19 protein-coding genes are annotated in these 21,116 nt (G+C 30.2%); 18 read left to right on the forward strand and 1 reads right to left on the reverse strand.

Going from position 1 to position 21,116, the window contains the following annotated elements; translation table 11 throughout:
* Positions 1-5: 5 nt before the first annotated feature.
* The 15 genes from rplI (at position 6) to dusB (ending at position 16,030) form a co-directional block, all read left to right on the forward strand.
* Positions 6-452 carry a 50S ribosomal protein L9 gene (gene rplI, locus C7U55_RS08600; RefSeq protein WP_048924232.1) on the forward strand — a complete coding sequence of 149 codons (447 nt, stop codon included), beginning with the start codon at positions 6-8 and terminating at the stop codon, positions 450-452.
* Positions 453-463: 11 nt separating this feature from the next.
* Positions 464-1,837, forward strand: a complete 1,374-nt coding sequence (dnaB, locus tag C7U55_RS08605; RefSeq protein ID WP_048924233.1) for a replicative DNA helicase — start codon at positions 464-466, stop codon at positions 1,835-1,837.
* Positions 1,838-1,848: 11 nt separating this feature from the next.
* Entirely contained in the window at positions 1,849-2,463 is a 615-nt protein-coding gene (locus C7U55_RS08610) for a thymidine kinase (protein WP_048924234.1), read from the forward strand.
* 133 nt (positions 2,464-2,596) lie between these two features.
* Positions 2,597-2,905 carry a PadR family transcriptional regulator gene (locus C7U55_RS08615; RefSeq protein WP_106988216.1) on the forward strand — a complete coding sequence of 103 codons (309 nt, stop codon included), beginning with the start codon at positions 2,597-2,599 and terminating at the stop codon, positions 2,903-2,905.
* A 4-nt stretch (positions 2,906-2,909) separates the two neighbouring features.
* Positions 2,910-4,076, forward strand: a complete 1,167-nt coding sequence (locus C7U55_RS08620) for a DUF2812 domain-containing protein (RefSeq protein WP_106988217.1) — start codon at positions 2,910-2,912, stop codon at positions 4,074-4,076.
* 56 nt (positions 4,077-4,132) lie between these two features.
* Positions 4,133-4,921, forward strand: a complete 789-nt coding sequence (locus C7U55_RS08625; RefSeq protein WP_106988218.1) for a YoaK family protein — start codon at positions 4,133-4,135, stop codon at positions 4,919-4,921.
* Between the two features lie 83 nt (positions 4,922-5,004).
* The gene (gene prfA, locus C7U55_RS08630) at positions 5,005-6,081 is read left to right on the forward strand and encodes a peptide chain release factor 1 (RefSeq protein ID WP_106988219.1); all 1,077 of its coding nucleotides are present in this window, start codon (positions 5,005-5,007) and stop codon (positions 6,079-6,081) included.
* Positions 6,081-6,938, forward strand: a complete 858-nt coding sequence (gene prmC / locus C7U55_RS08635; RefSeq protein ID WP_106988220.1) for a peptide chain release factor N(5)-glutamine methyltransferase — start codon at positions 6,081-6,083, stop codon at positions 6,936-6,938. The genes prfA and prmC overlap by 1 nt, the downstream gene beginning before the upstream one ends.
* A complete protein-coding gene (locus tag C7U55_RS08640) occupies positions 6,935-7,432 on the forward strand; it encodes a GNAT family N-acetyltransferase (protein ID WP_048924240.1) in 498 nt (165 codons plus the stop codon). The genes prmC and C7U55_RS08640 overlap by 4 nt, the downstream gene beginning before the upstream one ends.
* A gap of 464 nt (positions 7,433-7,896) precedes the next feature.
* Positions 7,897-10,080, forward strand: coding sequence for a SpoIIE family protein phosphatase (locus tag C7U55_RS08645; RefSeq protein WP_106988221.1), 2,184 nt, complete (start codon positions 7,897-7,899; stop codon positions 10,078-10,080).
* A gap of 26 nt (positions 10,081-10,106) precedes the next feature.
* Positions 10,107-11,348: a tRNA lysidine(34) synthetase TilS gene (gene tilS / locus C7U55_RS08650; RefSeq protein ID WP_162297434.1), complete on the forward strand. Its 1,242-nt coding sequence runs from the start codon at positions 10,107-10,109 to the stop codon at positions 11,346-11,348.
* 10 nt (positions 11,349-11,358) lie between these two features.
* Positions 11,359-11,892, forward strand: a complete 534-nt coding sequence (gene hpt / locus C7U55_RS13680; protein ID WP_048924243.1) for a hypoxanthine phosphoribosyltransferase — start codon at positions 11,359-11,361, stop codon at positions 11,890-11,892.
* A gap of 12 nt (positions 11,893-11,904) precedes the next feature.
* Positions 11,905-13,860, forward strand: a complete 1,956-nt coding sequence (ftsH, locus tag C7U55_RS08655) for an ATP-dependent zinc metalloprotease FtsH (RefSeq protein WP_106988222.1) — start codon at positions 11,905-11,907, stop codon at positions 13,858-13,860.
* Positions 13,861-13,994: 134 nt separating this feature from the next.
* The gene (hslO, locus tag C7U55_RS08660; protein ID WP_106988223.1) at positions 13,995-14,864 is read left to right on the forward strand and encodes an Hsp33 family molecular chaperone HslO; all 870 of its coding nucleotides are present in this window, start codon (positions 13,995-13,997) and stop codon (positions 14,862-14,864) included.
* A 191-nt stretch (positions 14,865-15,055) separates the two neighbouring features.
* Positions 15,056-16,030 carry a tRNA dihydrouridine synthase DusB gene (gene dusB, locus C7U55_RS08665; RefSeq protein WP_106988224.1) on the forward strand — a complete coding sequence of 325 codons (975 nt, stop codon included), beginning with the start codon at positions 15,056-15,058 and terminating at the stop codon, positions 16,028-16,030.
* 70 nt (positions 16,031-16,100) lie between these two features.
* On the opposite strand, the gene C7U55_RS08670 is transcribed toward dusB, so the two are convergent.
* Entirely contained in the window at positions 16,101-16,721 is a 621-nt protein-coding gene (locus tag C7U55_RS08670; RefSeq protein WP_106988225.1) for a TetR/AcrR family transcriptional regulator, read from the reverse strand.
* Positions 16,722-16,885: 164 nt separating this feature from the next.
* Here C7U55_RS08670 and C7U55_RS08675 point away from each other — a divergent pair, with 164 nt between their 5' ends.
* The 3 genes from C7U55_RS08675 (at position 16,886) to C7U55_RS13975 (ending at position 21,104) form a co-directional block, all read left to right on the forward strand.
* The gene (locus C7U55_RS08675; protein ID WP_106988226.1) at positions 16,886-18,973 is read left to right on the forward strand and encodes an efflux RND transporter permease subunit; all 2,088 of its coding nucleotides are present in this window, start codon (positions 16,886-16,888) and stop codon (positions 18,971-18,973) included.
* 1 nt (position 18,974) lies between these two features.
* Positions 18,975-20,546, forward strand: coding sequence for a YhgE/Pip domain-containing protein (locus C7U55_RS08680; RefSeq protein ID WP_106988227.1), 1,572 nt, complete (start codon positions 18,975-18,977; stop codon positions 20,544-20,546).
* Between the two features lie 177 nt (positions 20,547-20,723).
* On the forward strand, positions 20,724-21,104 hold the full coding sequence (locus C7U55_RS13975; protein ID WP_239985184.1) for a DUF6465 family protein: 381 nt from the start codon (positions 20,724-20,726) through the stop codon (positions 21,102-21,104).
* Positions 21,105-21,116 lie beyond the last annotated feature (12 nt).

A 21,116-nucleotide genomic window follows, 5' to 3' on the forward strand; every position in this document is an offset into this window, starting at 1 on the left:
AAAGGATGAAAGTAGTTTTATTAGAAGATGTTAGAAAAGTAGGTAAAAAAGGAGATGTTGTGACAGTATCTGATGGATATGGACAAAACTTCTTAATTAAAAATAAACTTGCAGTAAAAGAAACACCTGCATCTAAAAAAATCTTAGAACAACAAAAAGAAGAAGCAAGATTACAAGATATTGAAAATAAAAAGAATGCCGAAGCATTAAAAGAAAAAATTGAAGGTATTACTTTAGAATTTGTTTTAAAATCTGGTAAAGATGGAAAAACATTTGGGAGTGTTTCAACAAAACATATTGTTGAACAATTAAGAGAAAAATATGATATTAGAGTAGATAAAAGAAAATTCATCAATGCTCATCCAATTGGAGCGTTAGGTTATTCAAATTTAAAAGTGGAACTATATAAGGGAGTTATTGCAACAATTAGAGTTCACTTATCTGAAAAATAGGAGGGATAGAGATGCCTAGAGTTTTCCCACATGATTTAGAAGCAGAACGTTCACTTTTAGGAGCTATGCTTATTTCTAAAGATGTTTGCCAAGATATCTTAAATAAGTGTGTGGAAAGTGATTTTTATGAAGAATCGCATAAGTTTTTATTTACAGCGATGAGTGAGCTTTCAAGACAAATGATTCCTGTTGATGTGACAACCGTCACATCTTATCTTTTAGATCATAATCAATTGGATAAAGTAGGTGGTGTTGAGTACTTACGTGTTTTAAGTGATTCGGTGCCTACTTTAGCACATAGTGAATATTATTTAAAAATTATTCATAATAAAGCAATCTTAAGAAAAATCATTAATGAAACAACGCGTATTGCGGAAGGGGCTTATGGTGATATTGAAGATATTGATGGTTTTATCGATGATAGTGAAAAAACCATGCTTGCCATTACGCGAGATCGTAATGCAGGTGAATTCGTAGATGTTAAACATGTTATTCGTGAAGTAACAGATCGTTTAAATAAGCTACAAAGTATTGATGGAAATATTTCGGGTATACGTACGAAATTTAGAGATCTTGATAAGATTACCTCTGGTTTACAAAAGGGTGATTTAATTATTTTAGCGGCTCGTCCTGCCATGGGAAAAACTGCCTTTGCTTTAAATATTGCTCATAATGTGGCTTATCAAGCCGAAGAACCAGTTGCTATCTTTTCATTAGAAATGCCTGCTAGTCAGTTAGTACAAAGAATTATCTGTTCCATGGGAGGAATTGAAGGTTCTACTATGCGAACAGGTGAAATTTTACGTACAAATGCGAATAAATATTATGCAGCGGCTGAAAGAGTCAGTAAATGTAATTTATACATAGATGATACACCTGGTGTAAAAATCAATGAAATTGTCGCAAAGTGTAGAAAATTAAAACAAGAACATGGTTTACGTTTGATTGTTATTGATTATCTTCAATTAATTACTGGAAGTTCCAATAATCGTGAATCAAGACAACAAGAAGTTTCAGATATTTCAAGACAATTAAAAATGCTAGCCAGAGAATTAGACGTTCCTGTTATTGCTTTATCACAATTATCACGTTCTGTTGAACAAAGACCTAATAAACGCCCGATGATGTCCGACTTACGTGAATCAGGAGCTATCGAACAAGATGCCGATATCGTTACTTTTATTTATCGTGAAGGCTACTATAAAGCTAGTGAAGGTAAAGAGGAAGAAGATAATGGTTTAACAGAAATTATTATCGCTAAACACAGAAATGGGGCAACAGGAGAAGTCAATCTTGCCTTTGAAAAGAATTTCAGCCGTTTTAGTGATTTAGCGCCTATTGGTCCAGATGGTGGTGGCCAAGGGGTAAGAGATGTAAGAGGTTAGGAGAGAATAAAATGTATCACCAATATCGTGAAGGATATATAGAAGTTATATGTGGATGTATGTTTGCGGGTAAAACAGAAGAATTAATTCGTCGTATTAATGTTTTATCCTATGCTAAACAAAAAATACTTGTTTTCAAACCAAAAATAGATGATCGCTATTCAGAAATAGAAATTGCTTCTCATTCAGGAAGAAAAGTTCCTTGTTATGCAATTGATGATCCTGAAGAAATCTTAGATAAAGTCACAGATGATGTACAAGTTGTTGCCATCGATGAAGTTCAATTCTTTGATTCAAAAATTGTGGATGTGTGTGAATATCTTGCAGATAAAGGTGTTCGTGTCATGGTTGCAGGACTTGATAAAGACTTTAGAGGAGAAGCATTTGGTGTGATGCCAGAACTTCTTACACGAGGAGAATTTGTTACAAAGCTTACAGCTGTTTGTGCAAAATGTGGTTCACCAGCAACACGTACACAAAGACTTGTTGATGGTAAACCAGCATCTTTCGATGATCCTGTTGTTTTAGTAGGAGCAGTGGATCATTATGAACCAAGATGTCGTCATTGTCATGAAGTGGTCAACAAACCAATAAAAATTAAAAAAAGACTAAAAAGTTCACAATAAATTAACATTAACATATTATTATAAGGGTGTAAAAGAAAACCTCCCCTTAATATAAACAAAGAAAAGGCACATACTTCGGTATGTGTTTTTTTTTATTGCTATATATCGTTAAACGATATAGGAGATGAAACAAATGCCAAAAAGAGAAATGGAAGTATTAACCCCACAAATGTATTATGTATTACTTGTTTTACATCAACCGATGCATGGTTATGAAATCATGAATGAAATTACCAAAATAACAAATGGGGAAATCACTGTAGGAGCTGGAACTTTATATACTTTATTACCAAAATTTGAAAAAGAATGTTATATCCAACTTGTTAAAGTTGAAAATAATAAAAAGATTTATCAAATTACAAATTTAGGGAAAAAGAAATTACAAAAAGAAAAAGAAAGGATGCTTAAACAAATTTCATTATTAGATCAAATAGGAGGATAAGCTTATGAAATACAAATATGTCTTAAGAAATAGTTTGTATTTAGATGAAGAATTACAAGATTATTTTAATGAGATGTCAAAAAATGGTTGGCGTTTAGATTTTGTGGGTTATTATTATCGTTTTATAAAAGATGAACATACTTATAAGTATCAAATAGATTACACACCTGCATCTAATGAGTATGACGATTTATTGGAAGAAATAGGGTATCATGAGGTTGATAATTCATTTGAAGGGTTTAAAGTATTAGAAAATGAAAATGTTGAAGCACCTGATTTAAATACTGAATTTGTCTTTGATAAAAATAATAAAATTAATCAATTTAAAAAGAAAAGATATTTAATTTACCCAATATTAGCGATTTTCTTATTTTGGTTAGGTAAATTATTTATTAAAGACTTTATTGAGATTGGGGAACCAGCTTTTTATTATGAGGGCTTAAGTTCTTTTGGATTTGGGATCGTTTTTATCTTTTTAGCAGTCATATTACTCTTTATTACCATTTTAAATTTTTCTATTCTTTATGCTTTAAAGGTGGATAAAGATTTAAATAGATTAAAGAAAATAAATAAACTAAAAGATAATCTAACAATTATTTTTAGTGTTATAACTTTAATAAGTGGAATCGTTTATTTATGTTATTCTGTATTTCATTTTAATTTGAAATTTATTGTTTATATGATACTTGTATGTATCGTTGGTGTGTTTTTATCACGTTTTGTGGACAGTAAATATAATAGTGCTATTGCCGCATTTGTAGCGATAGCTCTTTGTGGATTGATTTTTCCAGCTAATAATATGCAAAATAATGAGTCGTTTTTTGAAAGCTGGACTGTTAAGACAAAAATCACAAATTATGAAAAGAAAGTAGACTATACAACCAGTGATTATCCACAATTGAATGTTTTTATTAAAAAGCCACAATATAAAGATGAAATTTTAAAATATGTCATTATTAAAACCGAACATGACACAAGAGATAATTTAAATTATGAAAAAGTAGTAAAAACAAAATCAAATATTTCATGGGACAGTAATAAAACACATTATTATCATTATGAAAAAGCAATTCAGTCCTTTAATAAAAAAGGAAATACATATGATAATGGGATGTATGAAATTAAAGTTTTGAAAAATAGAATTATTACGAAATATATTGGCGATAAATAAGAAATTCTATCTTGATAACAATTTATCGTAGGACTATAATATTCGCGGTGAGAAATATGGAAAATTATGACGAAGTTGAACAGAATGTTGAACAATTAGAAAATGAATTAGAAGAAGTTGAAGAAGAACTTGAACAAAAAGAAGAAGGCTTTCTAGAATGTGAGCGTTGGCGTTGTTTCTTGTTGTTGATTACCGTAGGTGGGTTCTTTGGCGCTTATACTTTTTCTGTTAAAGGTGGTGTTTTTTGTAATGCCCAAACAGCGAATATTGTTTTATTTGGGATGGCTTTGGGAAATATGGATTGGTCAAGAGCGGCCTATTTATTGATTCCTATTAGTTCTTATTTTATTGGAACCATGGTTTCAGAATATTTAGCTTTAAAAATAAAGAAGTATAAAAAGCTAAGATGGGATACTATTTTAATTGGCGTTGAAATTATTACTGTTATTATTTTAGGACTACTTCCTAACAGTGTTCCAGATCAGGTCTTCCAAGTAACTATCAACTTTATTTGTGCAATGCAGTTTAATACTTTTAGACAAGCAGAAAAGGTAGGAATGGCAACAACTTTTGTTACAAATCATATTAGACAAACAGGAAGTTTCTTTGTACGTTGGTTAAGAAAAAGACATGAAAGGAAATATTTAAATCGTTCTTTAAGACATTTATGTATGATTTTATGTTTTATTGGAGGAGCTATTTTCTCAACTGTTTTATGTGCTTATTTTAAAGATCGTGCTATTTGGGGTGCTCTTATTTTCTTGATCATTTTACAGGGTGACTTATTATATGCAGATTTAGTTAAAGAAAAAGAATTATTAGATCAAGTTCCAAATGGGCATTAATGCCCATTTTTCCTTGTTTAAATCATTTGTTTCATGTATTATTATTGTGCTATGAGTATAAAAATTTAACGGAGGTAGAAGCTATGAATGAAAGTATGTTAGATAGATTAGTATCTATGGAAAATAGATATGAAGAATTAGGTCATATGTTAATGGATCCAGATATTGGAACTGACATTAAAAAAATGACAGATGTTACAAAAGAACAAGCTTCTTTACAAGCAGCTTATGATTTGTTTCAAGAATATAAAGAAGTAAAAGACGGCATTGATGGTGCTAAAGAATTAATGAAGGAAAATGATCCTGAAATTAAAGAAATGGCAAAAATGGAATTAGATGAATTAGAAGAAAGAATGCCTGAAATCATCAAAAAATTAGAATTAGAATTAATTCCAAAAGATCCAAATGATAATAAAAACGTTATTATGGAAATCCGTGGAGCTGCTGGTGGAGATGAAGGAAATATCTTTGCAGGTGACTTATATAGAATGTATGTAAAATATGCAGAAAGCCAAGGATGGAAAGTAGAAGTTATGGAAGCTGAAGAATCAGAAGCTGGAGGCTTCTCACTTATTTCATTCAACGTTATTGGCGATGGTGTTTATGGTAAATTAAAATATGAATCTGGATCACACCGTGTTCAACGTGTGCCTAAGACTGAAACGCAAGGACGTGTGCATACTTCAACTGCGACAGTTTTAGTTATGCCAGAAATGGAAGAAGTTGATGTACAAATCAATAAAAGTGATTTAAGAATTGATACTTATCGTGCAAGTGGTGCGGGAGGACAACATATCAACAAAACAGATTCAGCTGTTCGTATCACTCACTTACCTACAGGAATTGTGGCAACAAGCCAAGATGGGCGTTCTCAACATGATAACCGTGATAAAGCAATGAAAGCTTTAGTAGCGCGTGTTTATGACTACTTCCAATCTCAACAAACAGAAGCCATTGATAGTGAAAGAAAATCGAAGGTTGGTACTGGAGATCGTGCTGAAAAAATCAGAACTTATAATTATCCACAAAACCGTGTAACAGATCATCGTATTGGACTTACAATTCAACAATTAGATCGTATTATTGAAGGTAAATTAGATGATATTATTACTGCTTTAATCAATGAAGATCAACGTCTTAAATTAGAAGGACAAAAATAATGAAAACAGTTAGAGAATTAATTAGGGAAGCCGAAAGTAAATTAGATGATGAACATAAAGATGTCAATGTTGCCAAAGTCTTATTTTATCATCTTGCGAAGAAAGAACCTCATGAACTTTATTTAATGATGAATGAAGAAGTAGAACCTGAATTAGAAAAAGCTTTTCTAGTAGGAATGGAAGAATATTATCAAGGAAAACCTATTCAATATATTAAAGGTTGCGAGAGTTTCTTTGGTAGAGATTTTAAAGTGAATGAAGATGTCCTCATTCCTCGTTATGAAACAGAAGAATTAGTAGAAAATATTTTATATCGTATAGATGATTACTTTAATGATTATAAAGACATTCATTTATGTGATGTCGGTACAGGAAGTGGGGCTATTGCGATTACTCTTGCCTTAGAAGAACCACGTTTAAAAGTCATTGCGACAGATATCTCTAAAGAAGCTTTAGTTGTCGCTCAAGATAATGCGAAAACATTAGGCGCAAATGTAGAATTTAGAAATGGAGATATGTTACAACCTTTATTAGACACACATGAAAAAGTAGATATCTTTGTTTCTAATCCGCCTTATATTCCTAATGATCAAGATATTGAAGCAATGGTAAAAGATAATGAACCTCATGTTGCTTTATTTGGAGGAAATGATGGTCTTTATTTCTATCGTAAGATTTTTAAAGAAGTAAAACCTTTATTAAATGATAAAGCTTTATTAGCTTTTGAAATGGGATTTGATCAAAGAGAGCTTATGGAAACTGCAATCAAAGAATTCTTTGGAGATTATCCTTTTGAAATCATAAAAGATATTAATGGAAAAGATAGAATGTTGTTTATCTATTATAATTTAAAATGATGATAGAAGCAGATAGAATAAAGATACAAGCTATATCTTTACAAGATATAGCACGCTTTAGCGAATATCGTGATAAAGAAGAAGTAGCTGAGTATCAATCATGGGATGAATATCCAATAGAAAAAGCAAAACAACGTATTACTTATTGTATAAAGCATCCTTTTCATGGAAAAAGAGGTAATTATCAATTAGGAATCTATTTAAAAGATGAGAATTATCTTATTGGTGATCTTTTTATAGAAATAGATGGACATACAACTTTTACCCTTGGGTATACTTTAGATAGTCTTTATTGGTCTAAAGGATATGCCAGTGAAGCCTTAGAAGCAATTCTTCAATATATGTATGAAGAATATCATTTTAAGATTTGTTTATGTCATGTCTATGAAGATAATGATCGCTCAATTAAACTACTTACAAGACATGGTTTTGATAGAATACATAAATCATGGTTTTATCAAGATGTCTTATATCGAAAAATGTTAAATAAATAAAAAATGTGCGTAAAATAAAAGAGAGAATATAAGTTATTCACATTGAAAACGAATATCATTAATGTTAACGTAATAGTGAGGAAAGAGTATTCTTTCAAAATGGTAATATTAATGGATAAAATATCCAAAAATAGAGTTGAACTAGCTTATTAGTTCTAGGGTGTGGTAGGTAGCTGTAATTAGGTGATTCTATTGCCTTGCCTCAGCAATGTGTCTGAGATAGGCAAACCAAGGGAAGGTGATTGGCCCCCAAGCCTGGCACGGGCTAGGAAAATAATGTGATATTTGGCTTTCATGAGGAGTCCCAATCAACAAAAGAGCGCTTTATGAAGTGCTCTTTTAAATTAAAGTGCAATTAAAAAAGAATATGTATAAAACAAATAGTCATCAATTTTAAGATGTCTTTTTTTAGTGACAAAATATTTAAAAAGAAGTCTATATAATGTCTATGAGGTGGAAATAAAATGGATTTAGTTATACAAAACAAACAAAAACGTATGCATTATATTTTACCATTGACCTTGTTGATGACAACTATGATTTTTTATTATTCAAAAATACAAGGAACATCATTGCCTTTTACCCTTCCTTTATTCATTGTTGCCTTTGGAAGTGGAACCTTTTATTTTATAGGCTATTTATCAATTATAAGTTTCTTAAGCATTCTTCAACAAGATTTCTTTACAGTAACTGTTTTTATAACAGTTACTTTAACTTTTTTACTTCTTAATGTTACGCATCTTTTAAAAACCAAATATTTACCAATCGTTATCAGTTTGATTTTATTACCGTTTCTTTATGCAAATCATTACAATCTTATTCAAATAAGTTTTCTAACATTACTTACATTTTTTAATGGAATCATAGATCAAAATATCATTCCTTTACTTATTCACCAAAATAAAAATGTAATCACAATCCAAAGACTACAATCACTTATTCTTATAATCTGTACACTCTTTATCGCCTTTATACCATATAATACAACTTATACCATGATATTTATTCGTTATTTTTTATTGCTTTCTATTTACTATTTATCAATAGAGAAAGTCATGCCTATTATCTTATATCTTTCCATCATCTTTGTTTTTATATCACCAACACTCAAAGATGAAGTATTATCTCTTATTCTTCCTATGGGTTGTTTCTTTATGATCCAACCAAAAAATAAATATCTTTTTATATCATTTTTTATGCTATGTCATATTATATTACCATTCTTTATTACCTATGATTATTATTACTATGCATTTGTTATCTTAGTACCTGTCTTTTTATTTATACTTTCTCCACAATTAAAAACACAAGCTTTATCAATTGATAAAAACTATAAAGAAAAAACATATCAGGAACAACTAAAAAGTAAAGCAGAAGCTTTTTCTTCTTTATTCAATCAATTAACACAAGTCTTTAAAGAAGAATCACAAACAACCCATTTATCAGAATATGTAGGATATGTATATGAAGATGTTTGTTATAACTGTTCCTCAAAGAATTATTGTTTTTATAAACAAGAAGGGATGAGTCGGTTAGGTAAATTGATTTCTAAAGGAATTCAAAGAGATTTAGATGCTTTAGATTTTGATTATGTTTATCAACATTGTTTAAAACCAGATGAATATTTAAGAAGTTTGAATAATCATCAAAAAGGTTATTATAAGATGATGAAACTTGATCATGCACAATTTCATTTAAAGAAAGATCTTTTACAAGAGTTTTCTATTATGGGACATGTTTTTCAAAACTTTTCGGAAAGACTAGAGGATGAAAATGATGAAAAAAGATTGCTTGAACATTTAAGAGCTTATCGTTTTGAAGTTTATTATCTAAAGAAAATAAAAAAAGATTATCAAAACTATTTATTGGAAATAGGCTTAGAAGATATCGATCAAAAAACGATAGAAGAAGAACTCATTCCTATCTTAGAAACTTATTTAAATACAACACTTGATATTGTATCTTTAAAGAAACAATATCATCACTTAGGTTATGTTTCTTTACTTTTAAAACATGAACTTAAATATGCTTTACAAATATCTAAGAAACAATATGCCCTAGAAAGTCAAAACTGTGGGGATAGTTTTTTATCCTTTGGTTATGATGAACATCATTATGTGGCGTTGTCTGATGGGATGGGACAAGGATATGTAGCTTATAAAGAAAGTAAACTCACATTGGATGTATTAAGTCAATTGGTAAAAAATGGAATTTCTTTAAAAGATACAATTAATACAGTTAATGCATTATTAAAGATTAAAAATCAAGGAGATATGTATACAACATTAGATTTATTTGATTTTAATTTAATGAGTTCTCGTTTAAAAGTCATTAAATATGGTGCGTACGAAAGTTATTTAATAAGAAATCAGAGAATTGATACTTTAAAATCACATTCACTTCCAATTGGTATGTCTTCGCGTTTAAAAATGCTTTCTTATGATATGAAAATACAAGAAAATGATTTATTTGTTATTGTAAGTGATGGCGTAGGAGAACATTTTTTAAGTATTTTAGAAACTTATAAAGAAGATTTGGAAGAAATGAATATTCATGAAATGGCATCATTTCTTTATCAAAAGGCTTTTTCTAAAAAGGATTTAGATGATATGACAATTATTGTAGTTAAAGTTATTTGTCGAGATTAATGTGTTATAATGGCATGGGTGATGGTATGTTGAATGAAAGTTTGTTAGATAAAAAGAAGCGTTATTTGGTGGGTGTTTCTGGTGGTGTTGATTCCATGGCATTATTAGATATGTTAGTCAAAAAAGGATATCAAGTAAGAGTTGTTCATTATAACTATCATTTAAGAAATGATAGTGATCTTGATGAAAAACTGGTTTTTTCTTATTGCCAAAAACATCAAATACCTTTTTATGTAAAACAAGGTTGTATTGATGAATATCAAGGAAATTTTGAAAAAATTGCACGTGAAAAAAGATATGCTTTTTATCATGAAATAGGGATTCAAGAAGGTATAAATGAGGTTATTTTAGGACATCATTTAAATGATTATTTAGAAAATATAATCATGCAAATAAAACAAAATAAAACCAAAGGATATCTTGGTATACAAGAAGTTTCTTATGTACAGGAAATGACGATATTACGTCCTTTATTAAAAGTCAAAAAGGAAGAACTTTATCGTTATTGTCAAGAAAATCAAGTTGAATATCATGAAGATTATACCAATTATGATACAAGTTATCTACGAAATTATATTCGTCATATTGATTTAAAAAATTACGATGAAAAAGAGTTACTTGCTTATGCTAAGAAGCATAATGAAAGCTATTTGAAAAAACAAGAATATTTAAAACAAATGATGGAAGTTTATAAGCAACAACATTTCTTAAATTTAAATCAAATCAAACAAGATGATTTAGAAGATGTTCTTTATGAGATGCTGAAAAAAGAAATCTATCCTCCTTATATTTCACAATCATTGATTCAAGAAATCAAAAAACAAACCCAATCAACAAAACCAAACATTGAAATAACACTACCCGTTAATTTTGTGTTCACAAAAGTATATAATAATATAGCCGTTAGAAAAAAAGAATCTGACGATACGTATTCTATAAAATATAAATCATTTTATAAAGATCAACAAAAATACTTTCTTCTAAGCGATACAGGACATATTCATGATGGCGTTTATCTTCAAAAAGAAGATTTTCCAATTACCATTAGAAGCTTTCAAAACGGAGATAAAATCATAACATCTGGAGGTACCAAAAAGGTTTCAAGACTCTTTATTGATCAAAAAATACCTAAAGAGGATCGAAAAGTTTGGCCAATTGTAGAAAATAGCCAAGGAGAAATCATTTTGATCCCTCATATCGCTAAAAATATCAAGTATTTATATACAAAACCAAATGTTTTTGTGATAAAATATGACACATGTAAGTGAGGTGTAAAGTATGCACAAAGATATAAAAGAAATATTATATACAGAAGAAGAAATTAAAGCAAAATGTGATGAACTCGCTCAAGAAATTGATAGAGATTATGCGGGTCAAGAAATTTTATTAGTTGGTTTATTAAAAGGATCTGTTCCTTTTATGGCAGAACTTGCCAAACATCTAAAAAGTGATGTTAAATTCGACTTTATGTCTGTAAGCAGTTATAGTGGTGTCGAATCTAAAACACTTGTTGTAAGACAAGATATTAAAGAAGATATCCGTGGAAAAAATGTTTTAATTGTTGAAGATATTTTAGATACAGGAAAAACACTTTATAACGTTAAAGAAATGTTAGAAAAAAGACATGCGAAAAGTGTGAAGATCGTTACTTTATTAGATAAAGAAGAAGGTCGTGTTTTTGATATGAAAGCAGATTATTCGGGATTTAAGATTCCTAATGCTTTCGTTGTAGGATATGGTTTAGATTTTAATGAACGTTATCGTCAATTACCTTATATAGGTATTTTAAAAGAAGATTGTTATAAAAAATAGTAAGGAGATTTTATGGGTAACAAAAAAGGATTGTTGAAGTCTATCCTTCCATGGCTTATCGTTTTAGCGGCATTATCTGTGGCTATTCCTTTCTTTAATCAAAGTGAATCCTCAGAAATTCGTTATGATAAGTTTATAAAGATAGTTCAAGATGAAAAAGTAAAAGAAGTAGAAATTGTTCCACAATCTTTAGTTATTGATGTTAATGGGACATATACACAAACAGTAAAGGGAAAAGAAGAAACAACAAAATTCTCTGTTGTTATTCCTAGAACAGAAACAGAATTAGATTCTTTAGTGAGTTTATTAGATGAAAATGGAACACAAATTACAGTTGTTAATGAAGCACAAAGAAATCAATTCTTAAATATCATTTTAGGAATTTTACCTTATGTTCTTCTTATTGCAGGTATGTTCTTCTTATTTAGAATGATGTCAAATACTGCAGGAGGAAACAACAAAGCCTTTGAATTTGGTAATTCAAGAGCTAAATTAGAAAAAAATTCAAAAACACATTTTAGTGATGTTGCAGGAATGGATGAAGAAAAAGAAGAAGTCAAAGAACTTGTTGATTTCTTAAAAACACCAAAGAAATTTGCGGATATGGGAGCTAAAATTCCTCGTGGTGTCTTATTAGTAGGACCACCAGGTACTGGGAAAACATTACTTGCAAGAGCTGTTGCCGGTGAAGCGAATGTACCTTTCTATTCAATTTCAGGTTCTGAATTCGTAGAAATGTTTGTTGGTGTTGGGGCTGGACGTGTCAGAGACATGTTCAAAAAAGCAAAACAAACAGCACCATGTATTATCTTCATTGACGAAATCGATGCGGTTGGTCGTCAAAGAGGTACTGGTATGGGTGGAGGACATGATGAACGTGAACAAACCCTTAACCAATTATTAGTAGAAATGGATGGTTTCTCTGGAAATGAAGGAATTATCGTTTTAGCTGCAACAAACCGTGCCGACGTCTTAGACCCAGCATTATTAAGACCAGGACGTTTTGACCGTCAAATTCAAGTCGCAAATCCAGGTAAACGTGCACGTAGTCAAATCTTAAAAGTACACGCACGTAACAAGCGTTTTACACCTGATGTTAACTTTGATAATATCGCACAACGTACACCTGGATTCTCTGGGGCAGAATTATCAAATGTATTAAACGAAGCTGCATTACTTGCAGTAAGACAAGGTCATGATTTAATCACAATGGCTGATATTGATGAAGCTGTTGACCGTGTTATGGGTGGACCTGCGAAAAAATCTCGTAAGTATACTGAAAAAGAAAGACGTTTAGTTGCTTACCATGAAGCAGGACATGCTTTAATTGGTTTAACATTAGAAGATGCCAATAAAGTACAAAAAGTCACAATTGTTCCTCGTGGACAAGCTGGTGGTTATAACTTAATGACACCTAAAGAAGAAACGTATTTCCAAACAAAGAGTCAATTAAAAGCGACAATTTCAGGATATATGGGTGGACGTGTTGCCGAAGAAGTATTCTTTGGAGATGTAAGTTCAGGTGCTCATAATGATATCGAACAAGCAACACGTATTGCACGTATGATGGTTACTGAATTAGGTATGTCTGAACTTGGACCAATTCAATATGATTCTGAAAATGGACAAGTTTTCTTAGGTAGAGATTATACACAAAGAAGTAATACACACTCTGGACAAATTGCTTATGAAATTGATGTTCAAGTGCGTAAGATCATTGATGAATGTTATCAAGAAGCAACAAATATTGTTGAACAACATAAAGAAAAATTAATCTGTATTGCAGAAGCTTTACTTGAACATGAAACATTATCAGGTGAAGATATTGAATCTTTATATAATACAGGTAAAATGTTAGAACATCATGATGGTTCATTAAATCAAGAACCTGTTCAAGAAGTAGTAGAACCAACAGTAGAAAAACCATCTATTGATGATCAAGATGATTTATTAGATGAAATGAAATAAAGCGGTTTTCGCTTTTTTTCATTTAGAAAGGGGTAAATATGAGTACACGTACAAAGAGAATTGTAATCATTTTAATCGCGTTAAGTATGATTATTCCTATATTTTCTTCCGTGTTCTTTTTATAGAAAAGAAAGATGAAAGATTATTTAGTAAGAGGATTAGTAAACAGTAAAAATTGCCGTGTTTTTGCTTGTCAAACAACAAATTTATTAGAAGAAGCAAGAAAAGATCATGACTTATGGCCTACGGCTTCGGCGGCACTTGGAAGAATGATGTCAGCAACTTTGATGATGGCTGCTATGAATAAAAATAATGAAAAAATGACAGTCACAATTAATGGTGGAGGACCTATTGGTACCATGATGGCAGTTACTTGTGGGGATGGTCATATTAAAGGATTTGTCGGAGATCCACATGTTCATTATACATATAATGATACAGGTCATTTAGCTGTTGGCGTTGCAGTAGGGACACAAGGAAGCTTACAAGTTATTAGAGATATGGGCTTAAAAGAACCGTTCTGTGGTACAGTCCCACTTCAAACAGGTGAAATTGGTGATGATTTTTCCTATTACTTTATGGCAAGTGAACAAACGCCATCGGTTGTATCTGTCGGTGTTTTAGTGGAAGAAACAAATGAAATTCTTGCTTCAGGAGGATTTATTATTCAATTACTTCCAGAAGCAACTGAAGAAGATATTACTTATATTGAAGAAAGAATGAAAGATTTCCCAGCAGTATCTTCACTTATTAATGAAGGAAAAACACCAGAAGAAATATTAAAGATGTTATTTGAAGATGTAGAAATTACAGATCATCAAGATTTATTCTTTACTTGTGATTGTTCAAAAGACAAAATGTTAAATGCACTTTCAACAGTAGGTAAAGAAGAATTACAAAGCATGATTGATGAAGATCATGGTTGTGAAATTACTTGTCAATTCTGTAATACAAAATATAAATTTGATGAAGAAGAATTGCAAAAATTGATAAATCGTTTATAATCACATTGAAAAATGTGATTTTTTTAAAAGAAAACAAAAAATAAAGACAGATGTCTTTATTTTTTAGGAAATCAACTCAATTGATAGATAACTTATAACTATTTTTAGGGGAGGAAAATAGAGGGAACTTATAAGTTATCTATATACAGTATGTACAAAGAAAATAAAAATATACGCGGAGGACAAATAATTTGAAAATAAGAGAGATTGAAATAAAAAACCCTGTCATTATGGCACCAATGGCAGGAATCACCAATATGGCTTTTCGTAAAATCGTGAAAGAATTTGGCGCAGGTCTTGTCTATTCGGAAATGGTAAGCGATAAAGCTATTTGTTATGGAAATCAAAAGACAATTGAGATGTTACAAGTGGATGAAGGAGAACACCCTGTTAGTATCCAGTTATTTGGTGGAGAAGTAGAAAGTATGGTTGAAGCCGCTAAATTCATTGATCAACATTCCAATTGCGATATTATTGATATTAACTGTGGCTGTCCTGTTAATAAAGTATTAAAGGCCAATGCGGGAAGCAAATTACTACAAAATCCCCAACTGATTTATGATATTGTAAGTAATATTGTTAAAAATGTAAGTAAACCAGTAACAGTAAAGATTAGAAGTGGTTTTGATAAAGAACATATTAATGCGGTAGAAGTTGCAAAACTTATTGAAAAAGCAGGAGCAAGTGCAATTGCTGTTCATGGAAGAACACGTTCACAAATGTATGAAGGAAAAGCTGATTGGTCGATCATTAAAGCTGTTAAAGAAGCAGTTTCTATTCCTGTTATTGGTAATGGGGACATTCGAAGCGTAGAAGATGCGAGAAGAATGCTTGAAGAAACAGGCTGTGATGCCATCATGATTGGACGTGCAGCGCTTGGAAATCCATGGCTTATTAAGCAAGTTGTTGAAAGTTTAGAACATGAAACAGACATTCTTGAACCAACGTATAAAGAAAAAATAGACTGGTGTTTAACTCATGCTAAAAGATTAATGTCTATTGAACCTGAACGTATTGCGATGTCACAAATGAGAGGACATGCACCATGGTATATTAAAGGATTAAAAAATTCTTCAGCTGTTAAAAATGAACTTTCAAAAGTCAATACGTATGAAGAATTAGAAAAGATTCTTAAAGATTATGAACAATTGTTAGATACATTATAAAAAGCAACTAACTAGTAGGGAAACTAGAGCTTTTTATGAACAAATAAAGGGAAAATAAAAAAATGGAAAATTACTTTTCCAATTTTTCATTAATTAATAAACGAATTGTTTTATAAAGATGTGGTTTAAATTCTTCAATAGGAAGAGGTTGCTTTTCTACAATGGAAGTAAAAACAGTAGAACTTACAAGTTCAATAATCATAAATAAAGTCATTTCAGGATATTCTAACGGAATATCCTTTTCTTTTACTTCATTAATAAATAATTCCTTAATTCCTAACTCTTCACTATCTAATAAATCTGTTAATTTTTCACTATAAAGTCCTAAAGAAAGATTTTTTTGAATAAACTTAAGAATATTAGGTCGTGCAATTAAAGCATCTATAATCGAATCAATAATAAAAATGATTTTATCATCTAAACGATCAAAATGATATTTATTGGCTTCTTTACACGCGTTTGAAAAAAATTCATGTGATGTCTTTGCGAGCAAAACATCTTGTAATTCATATTTATCTTTAAAATAAAGATAAAACGTTCCTTTCGCAATGCCAGCATCGTGAACAATATCTTGAATCGAAGTTTTTTTAATTCCTTTTTCAGAAAAAAGATGAAGAGCAGTACTTAACAATTTACGTTCTTTTTCTTGTTTATTATCATTTATTTTTGATTTTATCTCTTGGATTGCCATTTTAACACTTCCTTTAGCATTAATTGTATGTTCTTCAAAATAAAAAGTCAACGAAAGACAAAGAAATAATTGAATAAATGACTTTTAGTCATTTATGTATTGACCGTTGGTCACTTTAATGCTACTATCATAAATGACCGATGGTCACTTTAGGAGGAGAGAATATGAAAAAGCTAGGAGAAGCAATAGGAAGATTTGTGGTAAAGCATAAACTTTTTATTGTTGTTGCATCATTACTTCTTTGTATTCCATCGATATTTGGATATCTTAATACAAAGATTAACTATGATATTTTAGTTTATTTACCAAAAGATATTGAAACCATGAAAGGACAAGATATTCTTGCAGAAGATTTCGATATGGGTTCTTTTGCGATGTGTATTGTTGAAAATATGGATTCAAAAGATGTTTTAGATTTAGAGGATAAATATAAAGAAATTGATGGGGTTGTTAAAGTTATTTCAGCTAATGACCTTATTGGAACAACAATTCCTCAAGAAATGTTGCCAAGTGAAGTAACAAAACAATATAAAAAAGGAAACAGTGAATTAATGCTGGTTACTTTTAAAGATAGTACGATTGCTATTGATGCCATTGAAGAAATGCGTACACTTACCAGTGAAGAAGTTGTTAAAATTGGCGGGATGTCTGCTTCTACTTTAGATACAAGTATCGTAGCCGAGAGTGAAATCATTACGTATGTTTTAGTAGCTGTTGCTTTGGTTTTGCTTGTTTTAATGATTTTATTAGATTCTTATGTTGTACCATTTTTATTACTAGGAAATATTGGACTTGCGATTCTTTATAATATGGGAACAAATGTTTTTATTGGTGAAATTTCTTATATTACAAAAGCGATTGCTGCTGTTTTACAGCTTGGGGTAACTACAGATTTTTCAATTTTCTTATATCATAAATATGAACAAGCAAAAGAAAAAGTAAAAACAAACAATGAAGCGATGACACTTGCTATTGGGGATACACTTGTTTCTATTGCAGGAAGTTCATTAACAACCATTGCAGGTTTTTTAGCACTATGTACAATGCAACTTACTTTAGGGTTTGACATAGGAGTTGTTATGGCCAAAGGTGTATTCATTGGGGTACTTTCAACTATTACGATTTTCCCAGCATTTTTATTAGTATTTGATAAAAGTGTTTTCAAAACAAAACATAACCCATTAATTCCATCTTTTAATACAATTAAAGGATTTGTAGTTAAACATTATAAAATTATTTTAGTAGTGGTATTAGTGATTGTTTACCCTGCTTTTTATGGAAATAATCATGTAAAAAGTTATTACAATCTAACAAAAGATTTACCACAAGATTTAAAAAGCTGTGTTGCTAATAGTAAATTAAGTGATGACTTTGATTTAGTTGCTTCACAAGTTATTTTAGTTAATAAAAATCTTAAAGATAATGATTTAAATAAAATGGTTGATGAAATTGAAAAGATTGATTCAATTAATCTTGTATTATCACCTTCACAACTTGATAATCTAGGAATTCCAGATGAAATGATTCCTAGTGATGTTAAAGATATTTTTGAAAGTGATCGTTATAAAATGATTTTTGTCAATTCAACAAATGAAATAGCGACAGATGAATTAAATAAAGTCATTGATCAAATTGAAAAAGTCATCAAAAAATATGATAAAAATGCTATAATGGCCGGGGAAGGTCCTTGCATGAAGGATTTGGTTAATATTGCAGATGAAGACTTTAAAAACGTAAGTATTGCCTCAATTGGTATTATTTTCATTATTATGTTATTTGTCTTAAAATCAATTTCATTACCAATACTCCTTGTATCTGGTATTGAACTTGCTATCCTTATTAATATGGCAATCAGCTATTATACAGGGGATGTCTTACCATTTGTAGCTTCTATTGTGATTGGAACAATTCAATTAGGTGCAACAATTGATTATGCCATCTTACTTACAACAAAATATTTAGAAAAGCGCTCAAGTGGTTTAGAAAAAATACCAGCTATGGACCATGCAATTTCTATTTCAGCGAGCTCAATCTTTGTTTCAGGAATGTCATTTTTTGCAGCAACGTTTGGCGTAGGTATGATTTCTAAATTAAATATGATTGGTTCGTTATGTAATCTTATGTCACGAGGAGCACTTATTTCAATGATGATTGTTATTTGTGTAATACCAGCCATCTTACTTGTCTTTGATAAAGTCATCATTTGCACAACAGTTGGTTTAAAAAAGCTTAATGTAAAAGGGGAATGCTAGTATGAAAAAAACAAAATTAATCACATCTTTAACAGTTGCATCGGCTTTAGTTATGGGTTCAGTTGTTCCTGCCTTTGCGTATTCAAAAGAAGAAACAGTCTATATAAAATTAAAAACAAATGGTACAGAAAAAACAACGGTTGTTTCACAACATCTTATTAATGACCAAAAAGAAACAATACTTGAAGATCAAACAACACTAACTAATGTTAAAAATATGAATGGAAAAGAAACATTCAAACAAAACGGAGAAACCATTACTTGGCAAACAAGTGATGGACAAGATATTTATTACCAAGGGAAAACGAAAGCATCCTTACCAATCTCAATGAAAGTAACTTATAAATTAGATGGTCAAAAAATGAAGCTTAAAGAAATGCTTGGTAAAAAAGGAAAAGTAGAAATCAAGATTGATTATACAAATAATGAAACAAAAACAGTGGATGGTAAAGAACTTTATGTGCCTTTTGTTGTGACTACAGGAACAATGCTTCCAACCAACAATGCTTCTAATGTTGAAGTTACAAATGGAAAAGTCATCAGTAATGGCTCATCAAATATTATCATGGCGATTGCAGCACCAGGTTTATCAAAAAACTACAATAATAATAAAGATTTAGAAAAATTTAATTCAGTTACAATTAAATATGATACAACAAAATTTAAATTAAATAGTTTAATGTCTGTTGCTACACCATCTTTATTATCAGATACAGATATTAACTTTGATGATATGAATGAAATTTATGATAATGTGGATACTTTAAATAGTTCATTTAATCGAATTATTTCAGGAGGCCAAGCCTTACAATCAGGATTAAAACAATATGCTTCAAAATATAATGAATTCGATCAAGGGATTGGTTCTTTAAAAACAGGTGTTACAGCAACACTTACAGGATCACAAAGTTTATCAGCAGGAATTGAAAAAATTACAAGTGGTTTAACACAGCTTGATAGCCAAAGTGCTACATTAGTAGCGGGAGCAAAACAAGTTTTTGATACTTTATTAAATACGGCTCAAATTCAAATCAATAATCAACTTGCTGCTTATAATATCAGTATCGCTTTAACCACAGATAATTATCAAGAAGTATTAAAAGGTCTTATGGCTCAACTTCCAGCACAAGCAAGTTCTTCAATTCAAAGTGCTTTAGATCAATTAAATGCGTATAATCAATTTTATCAAGGTTTACAAAGTTATACAGCAGGTGTTGCAGCACTTAAAGAAGGTTCACAAAGTGCTTTAGATGGATCAAAACAATTAACAGAAGGAATTGATGCGGTTGAAAGTGGAAGTGAATCTCTTGCAAATGCAAGTAGTCAATTAAAAGATGCAAATAAACAACTTGCAAGTGGTAGTGATGCTCTTGTTGAAGGATTGACTCTATTTAAAAGTAAAGGTTTAGATAAGATTTCTGATGTTTTAAATAATACAGTTAAAAAAGATGTTAAAACAACAAAAAAAATAATGGATCTTGCCAATGATTATAAAACACTTACTGGTTCAAAAGAAGGTGTCGAAGCAAGTACAAAATTTATCATGATTATCGATTCAAAGTCTAAAAAATAAATCATATTTTTACAAAAAAGGAGAAAGTAATAAATTTTTATACATTTCTCCTTTTTTTGTTAAGAAAAGTCTTGATTATATGCGGTTTTTTTTAAGAAAAAACCTTTACAAAAAAAATATTTGGTATAGAATACTTAACAAGGAGGAAGTAGAAACTTAGGTTTTGAAGTTATCAAAATGAAAACAATGCTCGAAGTACAATACCAAGAAAAAAATGTTAAAAATGGTGATTTAGATAAATATGTTAAAGAAACTTTAAAAGAACAAGGTGTTAAATCAACTGAGGTTGATACTTTAAATATTTATTATTTACCAGAAACAGCTAAAGTATTCTTTGTAGCTATTAAAAAAGATGGTTCTGAATTTAAAGGTGAATTAGATGTTAATGCAATGCCTGAATATCCAGAAGTTGTTAAAAAAACAGCCGTAAAAAAAGCACCAGTTAAAAAATCTGTAGCTAAACCAGCTGAAAAAGCAGTTGTTGCTAAAGAAGAAAAACCAGTTGTAGCTGCTAAACCAGCCACAAAAAAAGCACCAGTTAAAAAAACTAGAAAATAAGAAATTGATTGG

The sequence above is a fragment of the Faecalibacillus faecis genome (assembly GCF_003024675.1).
Taxonomy (GTDB): Bacteria; Bacillota_I; Bacilli_A; order Erysipelotrichales; family Coprobacillaceae; genus Faecalibacillus; species Faecalibacillus faecis.

Excerpts from the sequence above, each read along its gene's own strand:
- C7U55_RS08625 (WP_106988218.1), top strand. The coding sequence starts at position 4,133 with ATGGAAAATTATGACGAAGTTGAACAGAATGTTGAACAATTAGAAAAT.
- C7U55_RS08680 (WP_106988227.1), top strand. The coding sequence starts at position 18,975 with ATGAAAAAAACAAAATTAATCACATCTTTAACAGTTGCATCGGCTTTA.
- rplI (WP_048924232.1), top strand. The coding sequence starts at position 6 with ATGAAAGTAGTTTTATTAGAAGATGTTAGAAAAGTAGGTAAAAAAGGA.
- hpt (WP_048924243.1), top strand. The coding sequence starts at position 11,359 with ATGCACAAAGATATAAAAGAAATATTATATACAGAAGAAGAAATTAAA.
- dnaB (WP_048924233.1), top strand. The coding sequence starts at position 464 with ATGCCTAGAGTTTTCCCACATGATTTAGAAGCAGAACGTTCACTTTTA.
- C7U55_RS08610 (WP_048924234.1), top strand. The coding sequence starts at position 1,849 with ATGTATCACCAATATCGTGAAGGATATATAGAAGTTATATGTGGATGT.
- C7U55_RS08670 (WP_106988225.1), bottom strand. The coding sequence starts at position 16,721 with ATGGCAATCCAAGAGATAAAATCAAAAATAAATGATAATAAACAAGAA.
- C7U55_RS08645 (WP_106988221.1), top strand. The coding sequence starts at position 7,897 with ATGGATTTAGTTATACAAAACAAACAAAAACGTATGCATTATATTTTA.
- C7U55_RS13975 (WP_239985184.1), top strand. The coding sequence starts at position 20,724 with ATGAAAACAATGCTCGAAGTACAATACCAAGAAAAAAATGTTAAAAAT.
- prmC (WP_106988220.1), top strand. The coding sequence starts at position 6,081 with ATGAAAACAGTTAGAGAATTAATTAGGGAAGCCGAAAGTAAATTAGAT.
- prfA (WP_106988219.1), top strand. The coding sequence starts at position 5,005 with ATGAATGAAAGTATGTTAGATAGATTAGTATCTATGGAAAATAGATAT.
- C7U55_RS08615 (WP_106988216.1), top strand. The coding sequence starts at position 2,597 with ATGCCAAAAAGAGAAATGGAAGTATTAACCCCACAAATGTATTATGTA.
- C7U55_RS08640 (WP_048924240.1), top strand. The coding sequence starts at position 6,935 with ATGATGATAGAAGCAGATAGAATAAAGATACAAGCTATATCTTTACAA.
- C7U55_RS08675 (WP_106988226.1), top strand. The coding sequence starts at position 16,886 with ATGAAAAAGCTAGGAGAAGCAATAGGAAGATTTGTGGTAAAGCATAAA.
- hslO (WP_106988223.1), top strand. The coding sequence starts at position 13,995 with ATGAAAGATTATTTAGTAAGAGGATTAGTAAACAGTAAAAATTGCCGT.
- ftsH (WP_106988222.1), top strand. The coding sequence starts at position 11,905 with ATGGGTAACAAAAAAGGATTGTTGAAGTCTATCCTTCCATGGCTTATC.
- C7U55_RS08620 (WP_106988217.1), top strand. The coding sequence starts at position 2,910 with ATGAAATACAAATATGTCTTAAGAAATAGTTTGTATTTAGATGAAGAA.
- tilS (WP_162297434.1), top strand. The coding sequence starts at position 10,107 with ATGTTGAATGAAAGTTTGTTAGATAAAAAGAAGCGTTATTTGGTGGGT.